The organism is Serratia sp. BNK-12 (assembly GCF_047456085.1).
GTDB lineage: Bacteria > Pseudomonadota > Gammaproteobacteria > Enterobacterales > Enterobacteriaceae > Serratia > Serratia liquefaciens.
Genome location: NZ_CP179896.1, coordinates 3,919,667 through 3,934,504 on the forward strand (window position 1 = coordinate 3,919,667; position 14,838 = coordinate 3,934,504).

Annotated in this window: 11 protein-coding genes and 6 tRNA genes; 16 read left to right on the forward strand and 1 reads right to left on the reverse strand. The window is 55.7% G+C overall.

Annotated elements, in window-relative coordinates; translation table 11 throughout:
* The first annotated feature begins 122 nt into the window (after nucleotides 1-122).
* The 10 genes from nagC (at nucleotide 123) to ACMGG1_RS18315 (ending at nucleotide 7,018) form a co-directional block, all read left to right on the forward strand.
* Complete coding sequence (nagC, locus tag ACMGG1_RS18270; RefSeq protein ID WP_020825638.1) at nucleotides 123-1,343, forward strand: DNA-binding transcriptional regulator NagC; 1,221 nt, start codon at nucleotides 123-125, stop codon at nucleotides 1,341-1,343.
* 67 nt (nucleotides 1,344-1,410) lie between these two features.
* Entirely contained in the window at nucleotides 1,411-2,163 is a 753-nt protein-coding gene (locus tag ACMGG1_RS18275; RefSeq protein WP_020825637.1) for an HAD-IIA family hydrolase, read from the forward strand.
* Nucleotides 2,164-2,504: 341 nt separating this feature from the next.
* Nucleotides 2,505-3,959, forward strand: a complete 1,455-nt coding sequence (locus ACMGG1_RS18280) for a carbohydrate-binding protein (RefSeq protein WP_414160916.1) — start codon at nucleotides 2,505-2,507, stop codon at nucleotides 3,957-3,959.
* 404 nt (nucleotides 3,960-4,363) lie between these two features.
* On the forward strand, nucleotides 4,364-6,028 hold the full coding sequence (gene asnB / locus ACMGG1_RS18285) for an asparagine synthase B (protein ID WP_020825635.1): 1,665 nt from the start codon (nucleotides 4,364-4,366) through the stop codon (nucleotides 6,026-6,028).
* Nucleotides 6,029-6,413: 385 nt separating this feature from the next.
* A tRNA-Met gene (locus tag ACMGG1_RS18290) sits at nucleotides 6,414-6,490 on the forward strand.
* A gap of 8 nt (nucleotides 6,491-6,498) precedes the next feature.
* Nucleotides 6,499-6,583: transfer RNA gene (locus tag ACMGG1_RS18295), tRNA-Leu, on the forward strand.
* 29 nt (nucleotides 6,584-6,612) lie between these two features.
* Nucleotides 6,613-6,687, forward strand: a tRNA-Gln gene (locus tag ACMGG1_RS18300).
* 45 nt (nucleotides 6,688-6,732) lie between these two features.
* Nucleotides 6,733-6,807: transfer RNA gene (locus ACMGG1_RS18305), tRNA-Gln, on the forward strand.
* Between the two features lie 40 nt (nucleotides 6,808-6,847).
* Nucleotides 6,848-6,924 (forward strand) — tRNA-Met (locus tag ACMGG1_RS18310).
* 19 nt (nucleotides 6,925-6,943) lie between these two features.
* Nucleotides 6,944-7,018, forward strand: a tRNA-Gln gene (locus ACMGG1_RS18315).
* A 104-nt stretch (nucleotides 7,019-7,122) separates the two neighbouring features.
* On the opposite strand, the gene ubiF is transcribed toward ACMGG1_RS18315, so the two are convergent.
* Nucleotides 7,123-8,304 (reverse strand): 3-demethoxyubiquinol 3-hydroxylase, encoded by a 1,182-nt coding sequence (ubiF, locus tag ACMGG1_RS18320; RefSeq protein WP_046374283.1) that lies wholly within the window; start codon nucleotides 8,302-8,304, stop codon nucleotides 7,123-7,125.
* 196 nt (nucleotides 8,305-8,500) lie between these two features.
* On the opposite strand from ubiF, the gene miaB reads away from it, so the two are divergent.
* The 6 genes from miaB to lnt all read left to right on the forward strand — a co-directional run bounded on the left by miaB (nucleotide 8,501) and on the right by lnt (nucleotide 14,633).
* Nucleotides 8,501-9,925 (forward strand): tRNA (N6-isopentenyl adenosine(37)-C2)-methylthiotransferase MiaB, encoded by a 1,425-nt coding sequence (miaB, locus tag ACMGG1_RS18325; RefSeq protein ID WP_414160917.1) that lies wholly within the window; start codon nucleotides 8,501-8,503, stop codon nucleotides 9,923-9,925.
* 131 nt (nucleotides 9,926-10,056) lie between these two features.
* Complete coding sequence (locus ACMGG1_RS18330; RefSeq protein ID WP_414160918.1) at nucleotides 10,057-10,392, forward strand: zinc ribbon domain-containing protein YjdM; 336 nt, start codon at nucleotides 10,057-10,059, stop codon at nucleotides 10,390-10,392.
* Nucleotides 10,393-10,607: 215 nt separating this feature from the next.
* Nucleotides 10,608-11,663, forward strand: coding sequence for a PhoH family protein (locus ACMGG1_RS18335; RefSeq protein WP_020825631.1), 1,056 nt, complete (start codon nucleotides 10,608-10,610; stop codon nucleotides 11,661-11,663).
* Nucleotides 11,660-12,133, forward strand: a complete 474-nt coding sequence (ybeY, locus tag ACMGG1_RS18340; protein ID WP_115059640.1) for an rRNA maturation RNase YbeY — start codon at nucleotides 11,660-11,662, stop codon at nucleotides 12,131-12,133. The genes ACMGG1_RS18335 and ybeY overlap by 4 nt, the downstream gene beginning before the upstream one ends.
* 84 nt (nucleotides 12,134-12,217) lie before the next feature.
* Nucleotides 12,218-13,096 (forward strand): CNNM family magnesium/cobalt transport protein CorC, encoded by an 879-nt coding sequence (corC, locus tag ACMGG1_RS18345; RefSeq protein ID WP_012005653.1) that lies wholly within the window; start codon nucleotides 12,218-12,220, stop codon nucleotides 13,094-13,096.
* A 7-nt stretch (nucleotides 13,097-13,103) separates the two neighbouring features.
* Nucleotides 13,104-14,633 carry an apolipoprotein N-acyltransferase gene (lnt, locus tag ACMGG1_RS18350; protein WP_046374286.1) on the forward strand — a complete coding sequence of 510 codons (1,530 nt, stop codon included), beginning with the start codon at nucleotides 13,104-13,106 and terminating at the stop codon, nucleotides 14,631-14,633.
* Nucleotides 14,634-14,838: the final 205 nt, after the last annotated feature.

Sequence of the window (14,838 nt, forward strand, 5' to 3'; positions counted from 1 at the left end):
CAGGTAGGCGGCAACTGAACGAACCTCAATGAGCATACACTGGTATGTGATTTGAGTGAGTAAAGGCGGCCAACACCCCTGCGACTTGAAGTATGAAGGGTAGACAGCGAGTAAAATTATTGATGAGTACTGGCGGACAGGCACAGATAGGGAACGTTGACTTAGTCAAACAACTCAACGGCGCGGCAGTTTACCGCCTGATCGACCAACAGGGTCCGATCTCGCGCATTCAAATAGCCGAACTGAGCCAGCTAGCGCCCGCCAGCGTCACTAAAATTACTCGCCAGCTGTTGGAGCGCGGGCTGATCAAAGAAGTCGATCAGCAAGCCTCCACCGGCGGCCGCCGCGCCATTTCCATTGTCTCCGAAACCCGGCATTTCCACACCGTGGCCGTTCGCCTCGGGCGTCATGATGCCACCATCACCCTGTACGACATGAGCGGAAAATCGCTCGGTGAAGAGCACTATCCGCTGCCGGAAAGGACCCAGGAAACACTGGAAAATGCGTTGTTCACCGCCATTGCGCAATTTATCGAAGACTACCAGCGCAAGCTGCGCGAACTGATCGCCATCGCGGTGATCCTGCCAGGTCTGGTTGACCCGGCGCTCGGTGTGGTGCGCTATATGCCGCACATCAGCGTCAGCAACTGGCCGCTGGTAGACAACCTGCAGCAACGTTTTAACGTCACCAGCTTTGTCGGCCATGACATCCGCAGCCTGGCTTTGGCCGAGCACTATTTTGGCGCCACCCGCGACTGCGAAGACTCCATTCTGGTGCGTCTGCACCGCGGCACCGGTGCCGGCATTATCGTCAACGGTCAGATTTTCCTGGGTAATAACGGCAACGTCGGCGAAATCGGCCATATTCAGATCGACCCGCTGGGCGAACGCTGCCACTGCGGCAACTTCGGCTGTCTGGAAACCGTCGCCGCTAACGCCGCGATTGAACACCGCGTGCGCCAGTTACTGACTCAGGGCTACCCGAGCAAGCTGACACTCGACGACTGCAGCATCTCCGCCATCTGCAAGGCCGCCAACCGCGGGGATCTGCTGGCCAGCGAAGTGATCGAACACGTCGGCCGCTACCTCGGCAAAGCCGTGGCCATTGCCATTAACCTGTTTAATCCGCAGAAAGTGGTGATCGCCGGTGAAATTACCGAGGCGGAAAAAGTGCTGCTGCCGGCGATCCAAAGCTGCATCAATACTCAGGTGCTGAAGGACTTCCGCAAGAACCTGCCGGTGGTCACCTCCGAACTCAATCATCGCTCGGCGATCGGGGCTTTCGCCCTGGCCAAGCGAGCAATGCTCAACGGCGTGCTATTGCAGCGATTGCTGGAAAGCTGATCCGCCGCCTAAGGCAGGTGTGTTATCTTCGCGTTTTGCCTGCCGCCAATCATGAGAAACAGCAACAATGACAATCAAAAACGTTATATGTGATATCGACGGCGTGCTGCTGCATGACAACACGCCAGTTCCCGGCGCCGATCTTTTCCTGGCGCGGATTCAGGAACAGGGCATGCCGCTGGTGGTGCTGACCAACTACCCATCGCAGACTGCGCAGGATCTGGCGAACCGCTTCTCCGCCGCCGGGCTTGAAGTCCCGGAAAGCGCGTTTTATACCTCCGCCATGGCCACCGCCGATTTCCTGCGCCGTCAGGAAGGCAAAAAGGCCTACGTGGTGGGCGAAGGCGCGCTGATCCATGAATTGTATAAAGCCGGTTTCACCATTACCGACATCAACCCGGACTTCGTGATTGTCGGGGAAACCCGCTCCTACAACTGGGACATGATGCATAAGGCCGCCTACTTCGTGAATAACGGTGCGCGCTTTATCGCGACCAACCCGGATACTCACGGCCATGGCTTTGTGCCTGCCTGCGGCGCGCTGTGCGCCCCGATCGAGAAAATCACCGGCCGCAAGCCGTTTTACGTCGGCAAACCCAGCCCGTGGATCATCCGCGCCGCGCTCAACAAAATGCAGGCGCATTCGGAAGAAACGGTGATCGTCGGCGACAACCTGCGTACCGATATCCTGGCGGGCTTCCAGGCCGGTCTGGAAACCGTGCTGGTGTTGTCCGGCGTCTCGACGTTGAACGACGTGGAAACCATGCCGTTCCGCCCGAGCTACATCTTCCCTTCCGTTGCCGATATCAATATTTTCTAATCGCTGAGGTGGCCATCGCGGCCACCCCAGATGGTTGACAAAGGGGGATAAAAGCGTGGTTTTTCCCCCTTTGTGTCATTCAGCCGAAAATCAATAAATTGATTGTCCTGATTTATTTTAAAAACTTTTAGCGACTGCTGACAAACATTATATGTTTGTCAGCAGTCTCAGGTGGCCATCACGGCCACCTTATTTTCGCGCCAATTTGAATTTAATTTATTATTGTCGCGAAAAGGTTTCACCCCGCCCTCGTTAAAAATCCGCACTATGTATTTACGCCCCGCCAATAATCCCTATTGACGGCGTGTGGAATTAATCTTACCTAAAATAACGAGGTTACTATGAGCTCCGATAACATTATCAATGCACAAGCTGCAGATGACGCAGCCGCCATGCCGGATATGTCCAATAAAAAAATCATGATGGGTTTTTGGCACAACTGGGCCGCCGGCGCCAGTGACGGTTATCAGCAGGGCCAATTCGCCAATATGAACCTGACCGACATCCCGGCCGAATATAACGTAGTGGCCGTAGCCTTTATGAAGGGCGTGGGTATCCCAACCTTCAAGCCTTACAACCTGTCCGATGCCGAGTTCCGTCGCCAGGTCGGCGTATTGAACAGCCAGGGCCGCGCGGTACTGATTTCTCTGGGCGGCGCCGACGCGCATATCGAATTGAAAACCGGCGATGAAGACAAACTGAGCAATGAAATTATCCGTCTGGTGGAAACCTACGGTTTTGACGGTCTGGATATCGATCTGGAACAGGCGGCTATCGGTGCAGCCAATAATAAAACCGTTTTGCCTGCCGCACTGAAAAAAGTAAAAGCGCATTATGCCGCCGAAGGTAAAAACTTTATTGTCAGCATGGCGCCAGAATTCCCTTATTTGCGGACTAACGGGACTTACCTGGATTATATTACCGCTCTCGAAGGGTTTTATGACTTTATTGCACCGCAATATTATAACCAGGGCGGTGACGGTATTTGGGTCGATGAAGCCAATGGCGGCAAAGGCGCCTGGATCACCCAGAATAACGACGCGATGAAAGAAGACTTTCTGTATTACCTGACTGAAAGCCTGGTTACCGGCACCCGCGGCTACACCAAAATCCCGGCATCCAAATTTGTGATCGGTTTACCTACCAACAATGATGCCGCCGCCACCGGTTATGTGGTCGACAAACAGGCGGTCTATAACGCTTTCGCGCGCCTTGACGCCAAAAGCTTGTCGATCAAGGGCCTGATGACCTGGTCGGTGAACTGGGACAATGGCAAGAGTAAGGCTGGCGTGGCCTATAACTGGGAATTCAAAACTCGTTATGCCGCGCTGATCCAGGGAGGAGTCACCCCGCCGCCGGGAAAGCCTGAAGCGCCTACCGCGCTGAACGCCAGCGCGATTACCGCAACGTCGCTGACGTTGAACTGGGCTGCGGCAAGCAGCGTCAAACCGATTAGCCATTATACGGTTTACCGTAACGGCAGCGCCATTGGCCAAACCGGTGGCCTGTCGCTGCAGGACAGCGGCCTGACGGCAGCCACTCAGTACAGCTATTTTGTCACCGCCACCGACAACCAAGGCAATACGTCGCTGCCAAGCAGTGCGCTGGCAGTTAAAACCTCGAACGGCGGTACGCCTCCCGATCCGGGCGTGGCCGAGTGGCAGAACAACCACAGCTATAAGGCCGGTGACGTGGTGACGTATAAAGGCAAGAAATACACCTGCCTGCAGGCGCACACCTCCAATGCGGGATGGACGCCGGATGCGGCCTTCACCCTGTGGCAGTTGATCGCCTGATAGTCGGCAATGAGTTGCCGGTAAAATTACCCGGCAACTCATCCATTGATATAAAAAATGAATATTCATCAATTTTTATATCATTTAACTGAACATCCGCTAATTTTTACCCTCCCCCAAACAACTATTTTTCGGCGCAGCGCTAAAACGCTTGCATCCCCTGCCGGTTTTGACGCATTTTCATAAACACAACGCAGCAAAACCGCGCCATCGTTGATGCAGCGGCCATGCTGCCTATAACAGCAAATACAACATCACAGTCTATGCCCAAAATAATTCGAGTTGCTTGTCGGCGGCAACTGAGCGAAGCCCCAGGAGCTTACTCAAGGGGTGAGTGAAGGCAGCCAACACCCAAGCCACTTGAAGTATGACAGGTATAAAAAAGTCGTTAGGAGAGTCGGTATATGTGTTCTATTTTCGGTGTGCTCGATCTGAAGTCCGATCCCGTTGAATTGCGTAAGAAAGCGCTGGAGCTGTCCCGTCTGATGCGCCACCGCGGCCCGGATTGGTCCGGTGTTTACGCCAGCGATAAAGCCATCCTGGTGCATGAGCGCCTGTCGATTGTCGACGTCAACAATGGCGCCCAACCGCTGTACAACGCTGCGCACACCCACGTTCTGGCCGTTAACGGCGAGATCTACAACCATCAGGCGCTGCGCCAGCAGTTTAGCGATCGCTACCAATTCCAGACCGGCTCCGACTGTGAAGTGATTCTGGCGCTGTACCAGGAGAAAGGCCCTGACTTCCTCGACGAACTGCAAGGGATGTTCGCCTTCGCGCTGTACGATTCAGAGAAAGACGCTTACCTGATTGGCCGCGACCATCTGGGCATTATCCCGCTGTACATGGGCCATGACGAATTCGGCAACCTGTATGTCGCCTCTGAAATGAAAGCGTTGGTGCCGGTTTGCCGCACCATTAAAGAATTCCCGGCGGGCAGCTACCTGTGGAGCCAGGACGGCGAGATCCGCGAATATTATCAACGTGACTGGTTCGATTACGACAACGTTAAAGACAACGTGACCGACGCCAATGCCCTGCGCAACGCGCTGGAAGACTCGGTGAAAAGCCACCTGATGTCCGACGTACCCTATGGCGTCCTGCTGTCCGGCGGCCTGGATTCTTCGGTGATCTCCGCCATTACCAAAAAGTACGCGGCACGCCGTGTCGAAGATCAAGAGCGCAGCGAAGCCTGGTGGCCACAGTTGCACTCCTTCGCCGTGGGTCTGGAAGGTTCACCGGATCTGCGCGCCGCGCAGGAAGTGGCAAACCACCTGGGCACCGTGCACCATGAGATCCACTTCACCGTACAGGAAGGTCTGGACGCCATTCGCGACGTGATTTATCACATCGAAACCTATGACGTTACCACCATTCGCGCTTCCACTCCGATGTATCTGATGTCACGCAAGATCAAGGCGATGGGCATCAAGATGGTGCTGTCTGGCGAAGGCGCGGACGAAGTGTTCGGCGGCTACCTGTACTTCCATAAAGCGCCGGATGCCCGTGAGTTCCACGACGAAACCGTACGTAAACTGTTAGCACTGCATATGTTTGACTGCGCGCGCGCCAACAAGGCGATGTCCGCCTGGGGTGTGGAAGCCCGTGTGCCCTTCCTGGATAAAAAATTCCTCGACGTGGCTATGCGCATCAACCCTAAGGACAAAATGTGCGGCAATGGCAAAATGGAAAAACATATCCTGCGCGAATGTTTTGAGTCCTATCTGCCGGCCAGCGTCGCCTGGCGCCAGAAAGAGCAGTTCTCCGACGGCGTGGGTTACAGCTGGATTGACACGCTGAAAGAGGTCGCTGCCAAGCAGATCAGCGATCAACAGCTCGAAACCGCACGTTTCCGTTTCCCGTACAACACGCCGAGCTCCAAAGAAGGCTACCTGTATCGCGAAATTTTCGAAGAGCTGTTCCCGCTGCCAAGCGCGGCAGAATGCGTGCCTGGCGGCCCGTCAGTGGCCTGTTCCTCAGCCAAAGCCATCGAATGGGACGAGTCATTCAAGAAAATGGACGATCCTTCTGGTCGTGCAGTCGGCGTTCACCAGTCCGCCTACAAATAATCACGCCGGGTTTTCTCCCCAAGGCGGGCCTCCGGGCCCGCCTTCAGATTATTGACAAAGGGGGATAAAAGCGTGGTTTTTCCCCCTTTGTGTTCTTAGCCGAAAATCAATAAATTGATTTTCCTGGTTTATTTTCAAATCCTTTATCGCCTGCCGCCAAACATTATATGTTTGTCAGCAGTCTCAAGGCGGACCTCCGGGTCCGCCTTTTTGCTGATGTTTTCAACCATTAATTGCCTGAATTGATGCTTTTATCGCCATACTGTTCACAACCCAGACAAACGACACATCCAGCCGCTTTTTCGGGAAAAAACTTGTTGACGCAAAACGGCCATATACGCATAATGCGCCCCGCAACGCCGATGAAGGTTGCGCGAAAAAAGATGGCTACGTAGCTCAGCTGGTTAGAGCACATCACTCATAATGATGGGGTCACAGGTTCAAATCCCGTCGTAGCCACCATCTTTTTTGCGGGAGTGGCGAAATTGGTAGACGCACTAGATTTAGGTTCTAGCGCCGCAAGGTGTGCGAGTTCAAGTCTCGCCTCCCGCACCATTTCTTTTCATCGAGTTGCAGGCAACAGGTGGGGTATCGCCAAGCGGTAAGGCACCGGTTTTTGATACCGGCATTCCCTGGTTCGAATCCAGGTACCCCAGCCATCTTTTTTAGGATGGGGATGTTGCAAAAAAAGTTAAACGTGTTGATGGGGTATCGCCAAGCGGTAAGGCACTGGTTTTTGATACCAGCATTCCCTGGTTCGAATCCAGGTACCCCAGCCATACCAATGCTGTTGACTTTTAAAGTAAAATATCGAAAAATGGCTACGTAGCTCAGCTGGTTAGAGCACATCACTCATAATGATGGGGTCACAGGTTCAAATCCCGTCGTAGCCACCATATTTTACTGTTACACCATTGGGGTGTCGCCAAGCGGTAAGGCTCTGGTTTCTGATACCAGCATACCCAGGTTCGAATCCTGGCACCCCAGCCACATTTAGAAAAGCCCGCTTCGGCGGGCTTTTTGCTATCTGGAATTTGGCGAGACAGAATGAATAAGGGCGCGACATTGAACTGCGCCCTTGTAGGAAGGGCTGCCTACAGCCCCAGCGCGTATTTCAGCGCATGTTCCTTCAACTTGCCCGCCCGCTGGGCCGCCATCAACGCAATATTGCGCGCCACGCAAAGCGGCGACAAATTATTGCTGAAAGCGGTATAAAACAGATCCATACCACTTTGCATCAGCAAGTTATCGGTGCGACGGCGACGCTGATAACGCATCAGCACCGCTTCGCTGCTCCAGTCTTCACCCAACTCGCGTGCATCACACAAAACCGCCAGCAAGGCTTCTACGTCACGATACCCCAGGTTTACTCCCTGCCCGGCTAACGGGTTGATGGTATGTGCCGCGTCACCGAGCAACACCAACCCCGGCAACACGTAGCGTTGCGCATGGCGGCGCGCTAACGGGAAAGATCCGGCCGCATGCACCTTCACTTCCCCTAAGCGGGCAGGAAAGGCTTCGGCGATCTCTTTCTCAAGCTGCGCTGGCGGCATCGCCTGCAGCTGGCGGATGCGCTGCGGGCTGTCGTACCACACCAGCGAGGCCCATTGATCATACAACGGCAGGAAAGCCCGGGGACCGGAAGGGAAAAACTGCTGCCAGGTCGTATCTTGCTGCGGCTCGCCGGTATCGACGGTGATCAGCATGCAGGACTGGCGGTACTGCCAGCCGCTGGTACCGATAGCGGCCAAATTGCGCACCTGCGAGTTGGCTCCATCGGCCCCCACTACCAAACGTGCTTGTAGCGTCTGTGAAGAGTCCAGCGTCACTTGCCAGTGGTCGTCATTCCGCTGCAGCGAACGCAGCCTGGCGGGGCAATAGAGCGTCAGATTTTCGCACTGCTCCAGCTGTTGCCAGAGCGCCAGTTGCAAAATACGGTTTTCTACCATAAAACCCAGCTCCGGCAGGCCGAGCGAGGCGGCGTCAAACGCTACCCGTGAAGAGGCCCACTCCCAGGTTTCCAATCGGCGGTAAGGCGCCGAGCGCATCGCTTGCACCGCCGGCCAGGCGCCGAGTTGTTTCAGCAACCCCACCGAGGTGCAGCCGATGGCGGAAATACGCAGATCCGGCGGGCTTTGCGCATCGAACGCCTGCGGCGCCTGATGTTCCAGCAAGGCCACCGACCAACCGGCCTGCGCCAGCCCCAATGCGGCGGCCGCGCCGACCATTCCGCCGCCTACCACCACGGCGTCATACCGTTTTTGAGATACGTTCATATTGGCTATGTTTTCTTAGTGAATTATCGCCATTCCCACCGGCATGGCGTTTGGCTCCAGTGTAACGGATTTTTAATTTGGCTTCAGGTCGCATGGTGTTTTCCCCGCGCTGGTCACAACGGCGTCAAATGTTTACAATAAGCGCCCTGCATGTCGCGTATCGCAACTTTCGTCCGCACTGAGTAATGGCAAGTCAATGACCAAAAAACTACATATCAAAACCTGGGGCTGCCAGATGAATGAATATGATTCATCGAAAATGGCGGACTTACTGGGAAGCACACACGGTTACCAATGGACCGACAACGCTGAAGAAGCGGACGTGCTGCTGCTGAATACCTGCTCGATCCGCGAGAAAGCGCAGGAAAAAGTTTTCGCCATGTTAGGGCGTTGGAAACTGCTGAAAGAAAAGAACCCGGCGCTGATCATCGGCGTCGGTGGCTGCGTGGCCTCACAGGAAGGCGAACACATTCGCAGCCGCGCGCCCTGCGTCGACGTCGTGTTCGGGCCGCAGACCCTGCACCGCCTGCCGGAAATGCTCAACCACGTGCAGGGCACCCGCAGCCCCATCGTCGACATCAGCTTTCCGGAAATCGAAAAATTCGATCGCCTGCCGGAACCGCGTGCCGAAGGCCCTACCGCCTTCGTCTCCATCATGGAAGGCTGCAACAAGTACTGTACCTTCTGCGTGGTGCCTTATACCCGCGGTGAAGAAGTCAGCCGCCCAAGCGATGACGTCCTGTTTGAAGTCGCCCAACTGGCGGCGCAGGGCGTACGCGAAGTCAACCTGCTCGGCCAGAACGTCAACGCCTATCGCGGCGCGACTTACGACGGCGAAATTTGCTCGTTTGCCGAACTGCTGCGCCTGGTGGCGGCCATCGACGGTATCGACCGCATCCGTTTCACCACCAGCCATCCGATCGAATTCACCGACGATATCATCGCGGTTTATGAAGACACGCCGGAGCTGGTGAGCTTCCTGCATCTGCCGGTACAAAGCGGCTCAGACCGTATACTGACCATGATGAAGCGCGCGCATACCGCGTTGGAATACAAAGCGATCATTCGCAAGCTGCGCAAGGCGCGGCCGGACATCCAGCTCAGCTCCGATTTTATTATCGGCTTCCCGGGTGAAACCCAGGCCGATTTCGAACAGACCATGAATCTGATTGCCGAGATCAACTTTGATACCAGCTTCAGCTTTATCTACTCGTCCCGCCCTGGCACACCGGCGGCCGATATGGTCGATGACGTCATCGAAGAGGAAAAGAAACAGCGTCTGTACATCCTGCAGGATCGCATCAACCAGCAGGTGCTGCAGTTCAGCCGCCGAATGCTCGGAACCGTACAGCGTATTTTGGTGGAAGGCACTTCCCGCAAAAGCGTGATGGAACTGGCGGGCCGGACAGCCTGCAACCGCGTGGTGAACTTTGAAGGCACGCCGGATATGATCGGTCAGTTCGTTGATGTGGAAATCACCGAGGTTTTGACCAACACACTGCGTGGCGCAGTGGTGCGTACCGAACAGCAGATGGACCTGCGCGTGCATGAATCCCCGCAGTCAGTCATCGCCAGAACCCGAAAAGAGAACGCGCTGGGCGTCGGCATTTATCAGCCCTGACGCCCTCTCCGCAGTGCAGTAAGCCGTGGCGCCCGACGCCACGTCAGCGATTATCCTTATGACTTATCAGCCGGGTCTCGATGCCCGGCCATTTTCTTTTTTTTATTTTTTTGATTAAGAGGCGACATAACATGCAACTCCCACACTGCCCGAAATGCAACTCCGAATACACCTACCAGGATAACAACCTGTTTATCTGCCCTGAGTGCGCCCACGAGTGGAGCGACAGCGCGCCGACGGACGACAGCGATACGCTGATTGTCAAAGACGCCAACGGCAACCTGCTGGCCGACGGCGACGCCGTGACCGTAGTGAAAGACCTCAAGGTCAAAGGCAGCTCTTCCATGCTGAAAATCGGCACTAAAGTGAAGAACATCCGCCTGGTGGAAGGTGACCACAACATCGACTGCAAGATCGATGGCTTTGGCCCGATGAAGCTGAAATCCGAATTCGTGAAAAAGAACTGATCGCCAGCCCTGAATCTCCCAAGCATTACGCGGCTGTTTTGGCCGCGTTTTTCCTCCTTCGACCCTTGAATTTTGCCGCCGACGCACAGATAGATCATGGGTAAACTTGCGCCAGTGCGGCGCACCATGAATAATTCAAGGTAGAGAGTTCAGGCTTGGCCCTGGACGCGCGTACCGAAAACCAACCAGGCCCGATATGAGCCTTGAGGAATAGTTTGAACGTCGCAACACAAGAAATTTTGTTAGAGCCGGCAGACAATAAGCGATTGCTCAGCCTGTGCGGCCCGTTTGATGACAATATCAAACAACTCGAACGCCGGTTGGGCATTGAGATCAACCGCCGTGACAACCGTTTCAAGCTGGTCGGCAAGAACCCGTGCGTGGTTGCCGCCGCCGATATCTTGCGCCATCTGTATGTGGACACCGCCCCCATTCGCGGCGTGATCCCGGATATCGACCCGGAGCAGATCCATTTAGCGATCAAAGAAAGCCGGGTGCTGGAACAGGTTGCCGACAGCGTGCCGGATTACGGCAAGGCGGTGACCATCAAAACCAAACGCGGCATGGTGAAACCGCGCACGCCGAATCAGGCGCAATACATTGCCAATATTCTCGATCACGACATCACCTTCGGCATCGGCCCGGCCGGTACCGGCAAGACCTATCTGGCGGTTGCCGCTGCGGTGGACGCATTGGAACGCCAGGAGATCCGCCGCATTCTGCTGACCCGTCCAGCGGTTGAAGCCGGTGAAAAACTGGGCTTCCTGCCGGGGGATCTGAGCCAGAAGGTCGATCCTTACCTGCGCCCGCTGTATGACGCCCTGTTCGAAATGCTGGGCTTTGAGCGCGTGGAGAAGCTGATCGAACGTAACGTGATAGAAGTCGCTCCGCTGGCCTATATGCGCGGCCGTACGTTGAACGACGCGTTTATCATCCTCGACGAGAGCCAGAACACCACCATCGAACAGATGAAGATGTTCCTGACGCGTATTGGCTTCAACTCCAAGGCGGTCATCACCGGTGACGTGACGCAGATAGACCTGCCGCGCAACCAAAAATCCGGCCTGCGCCACGCGGTGGAAGTGCTTTCTGACGTCGAAGAACTGAGCTTCAATTTCTTCCATAGCGAAGACGTGGTACGCCATCCGGTGGTGGCCCGCGTGGTCATCGCTTATGAAGCCTGGGAAGCCGCCGAACAAAAACGCAAAGATGCGATTGCCGAACAACGTAAACGCGAGGCAACCATCGCCTCCGAGCAGGAGACACCATGAGTCAGGTGATTTTGGATCTGCAGATTGCCTGTGCAGACAGCAACGGCCTGCCGGATGAAGCCACCTTCCAGCGCTGGCTGGAAGGCGTGCTGCCGCAGTTTCAGGAGGAGGCCGAGGTCACCATTCGCCTGGTGGATGAAGCGGAAAGTAACGAGTTGAACCTGACCTATCGCGGCAAAGACAAACCGACCAACGTGCTGTCTTTCCCGTTCGAAGCTCCCCCGGGTATCGAGCTGCCGCTGCTGGGCGATCTGATCATCTGCCGTCAGGTGGTTGAACAGGAAGCCATCGAGCAAGAGAAGGCGCTGGAGGCCCACTGGGCGCATATGGTTGTCCATGGCAGCCTTCATCTGCTAGGGTATGACCACATCGAAGACGATGAAGCCGAAGAAATGGAGTCTTTGGAAACCGAAATCATGCACGGACTGGGTTACCCGGACCCGTACCTGGCGGAAAAAGACCCCCTCTGACGTCAGCTGATTTCCCCGCAGCCTCCGTATGGGGCTGCCGCTGACTCCCCTAACTCTGACATGAGTGATATTAACTAAAACGCCATGAGCGACGACCATTCACAAAGCAATGACAGCCCCAGTCCCAAGAAGGGGTTCTTTACTCTTATCCTTAACCAGCTGTTCCACGGCGAACCCAAAAACCGTGGCGATCTGGTAGAGCTGATCCGTGATTCCGAGCAAAACGACCTGATCGATCCCGATACCCGAGACATGCTGGAAGGCGTGATGGATATCGCCGAGCAGCGCGTGCGCGATATCATGATCCCGCGCTCCCAGATGGTGACGCTCAAGCGTAACCAAACGCTGGAAGAGTGCCTGGACGTGATCATTGAATCCGCCCACTCGCGCTTCCCGGTGATCAGCGAAGATAAAGATCACATCGAAGGCATTCTGATGGCCAAGGATCTGCTGCCGTTTATGCGCGCGGAATCCGAGGAATTCAGCATCGACAAGGTGCTGCGCACCGCCGTGGTGGTGCCTGAAAGCAAGCGAGTAGACCGGATGCTGAAGGAGTTCCGCTCCCAGCGTTATCACATGGCGATTGTCATTGACGAGTTCGGCGGCGTGTCCGGCCTGGTCACCATCGAAGATATTCTGGAACTGATTGTCGGCGAAATCGAAGACGAATATGACGACGAAGACGATCTGGATATCCGCCAGCTCAGCCGCCATATGTATACCGTGCGAGCGCTGGCGCCGATTGAAGACTTCAACGAAGCCTTCGGCACCCACTTCAGCGACGACGAGGTCGACACCATCGGCGGCCTGGTGATGCAAGCCTTCGGTCACCTGCCTGCACGCGGGGAAACCATTGAAATCGAAGGTTACCTATTTAAAGTTGCGATGGCGGACAGTCGACGTATCATCCAGGTTCATGTAAAAATTCCGGACGATTCTCCGCAACCGAAACTGGAAGAATAAATCAAACATGGCTAAAGCCTCTTTCCTTGAACGCCAGTGGGTTCGCGCCCTGCTGGCGCTGTTGACCGGCGCCAGCGGCACGCTGGCGTTTTCCCCTTACGATATCTGGCCGGCGGCCCTTGTCTCTCTGTTCGGCCTGTTGGCCGTAACCCTGAACCGCACCACCAAACAGTCTGCCTTGCTCGGTTTTTGCTGGGGTTTCGGTCTGTTCGGGACGGGAATCAACTGGGTTTACGTCAGCATTGCCGACTTCGGCGGCATGCCTTTCTCCATCAACATTTTCCTGGTCGTGCTGCTGGCGGCTTACCTGTCGCTGTATACCGGGCTGTTCGCCGGGTTGCTGGCACGTCTGTGGCCGACCACCAGTTGGTACCGTTTAGCGATTGCCGCCCCCGTGTTGTGGCAAGTCACCGAGTTTTTACGTGGCTGGGTGCTGACCGGTTTCCCCTGGCTTCAATTTGGCTACAGCCAGATTAACGGCCCGCTGAAAGGCGTGGCGCCGTTGCTCGGGGTAGATACCATCACCTTTATGCTGATGGCGATCGCCGGGCTGTTGGTGTACGCCGTCAATCAACGCCGGATCGCCGCGGCAGGAGTTGCCGTCGCACTGCTGTTGCTGCCGTGGCCGTTGCGCCAGCTGCACTGGTTTACCCCGCAACCGGACAAGGCGGTCAACGTCGCGATGGTGCAGGGCAATATCGCTCAGTCGATGAAGTGGGATCCGAAAGCGTTGGTCAGCACCTTGCAAACCTATTTGGACGAAACGCGTCCTTATATGGGCAAAGCGCCGATCATCATCTGGCCGGAGTCTGCCATTCCGGATTACGAAGCCAGCCAGAACGGCTTCCTGACCATGATGGATGACCTGATGCGCGCCAAAAACAGCAGCCTGATCACCGGTATTGTTGATGTGCGTGCTACGCCGCAGGGCCAGCAAATCTACAACAGCGCCATCGTGCTGGGCGAGCCGACGCCGTACGTTTATCCGGCCAAGGACCGCTATAACAAGCACCATCTGGTGCCGTTTGGCGAGTTTGTGCCGCTGGAAACGCTGCTGCGCCCGCTGGCACCGTTCTTCGATTTACCGATGTCTTCATTCAGTCGTGGCGACTACGTCCAGCCACAACTCAGCGTGAAAGGCTATAACCTGACGGCGGCAATCTGTTATGAGATTGTTCTCGGCCAGCAGGTACGCGACAACTTCCGGCCGGACACCAACTTCCTGCTGACCATCTCCAACGACGCCTGGTTCGGCCATTCCATCGGCCCATGGCAGCACTTCCAGATGGCGCGCATGCGTGCTCTGGAGCTGGGTCGCCCTCTGTTGCGCAGCACCAATAACGGCGTCACCGCCGCGGTAGACGCCAACGGTGAGGTGATCGCAGAGATCCCTCAGTTCACCCGCAAGGTACTTGAGGTGAAAGTCACACCAACCACCGGCATAACGCCTTATGCACGTTTTGGCGCCACGCCATTGTGGATAATCACCCTGCTGCTTGGCGGCCTGGCGTTGATCCTCGGCCTGCGCCGTAAATAACCCCCCGGGGCGCTGCCCGTCAGCGCCCCGTTTCCCTCATCCACCTTGCAGCTTTCCACGCCGCACTCTCCCACGCGACTAGCATAAAGCGTCGCCAAATCAATGCTTCTGGCACACTCCTTGCTTTAATTACTCTGTTATAGAGAGCCGATTTACTTTTACTGACGTTTTGTCGCACCTGTGCACAACTCAAGAGCATGACCGG

Bases quoted from the DNA above. Each gene is read 5' to 3' on its own strand.
- nagC (WP_020825638.1), top strand. From the start codon at position 123: ATGAGTACTGGCGGACAGGCACAGATAGGGAACGTTGACTTAGTCAAA.
- ACMGG1_RS18275 (WP_020825637.1), top strand. From the start codon at position 1,411: ATGACAATCAAAAACGTTATATGTGATATCGACGGCGTGCTGCTGCAT.
- ACMGG1_RS18280 (WP_414160916.1), top strand. From the start codon at position 2,505: ATGAGCTCCGATAACATTATCAATGCACAAGCTGCAGATGACGCAGCC.
- asnB (WP_020825635.1), top strand. From the start codon at position 4,364: ATGTGTTCTATTTTCGGTGTGCTCGATCTGAAGTCCGATCCCGTTGAA.
- ubiF (WP_046374283.1), bottom strand. From the start codon at position 8,304: ATGAACGTATCTCAAAAACGGTATGACGCCGTGGTGGTAGGCGGCGGA.
- miaB (WP_414160917.1), top strand. From the start codon at position 8,501: ATGACCAAAAAACTACATATCAAAACCTGGGGCTGCCAGATGAATGAA.
- ACMGG1_RS18330 (WP_414160918.1), top strand. From the start codon at position 10,057: ATGCAACTCCCACACTGCCCGAAATGCAACTCCGAATACACCTACCAG.
- ybeY (WP_115059640.1), top strand. From the start codon at position 11,660: ATGAGTCAGGTGATTTTGGATCTGCAGATTGCCTGTGCAGACAGCAAC.
- corC (WP_012005653.1), top strand. From the start codon at position 12,218: ATGAGCGACGACCATTCACAAAGCAATGACAGCCCCAGTCCCAAGAAG.
- lnt (WP_046374286.1), top strand. From the start codon at position 13,104: ATGGCTAAAGCCTCTTTCCTTGAACGCCAGTGGGTTCGCGCCCTGCTG.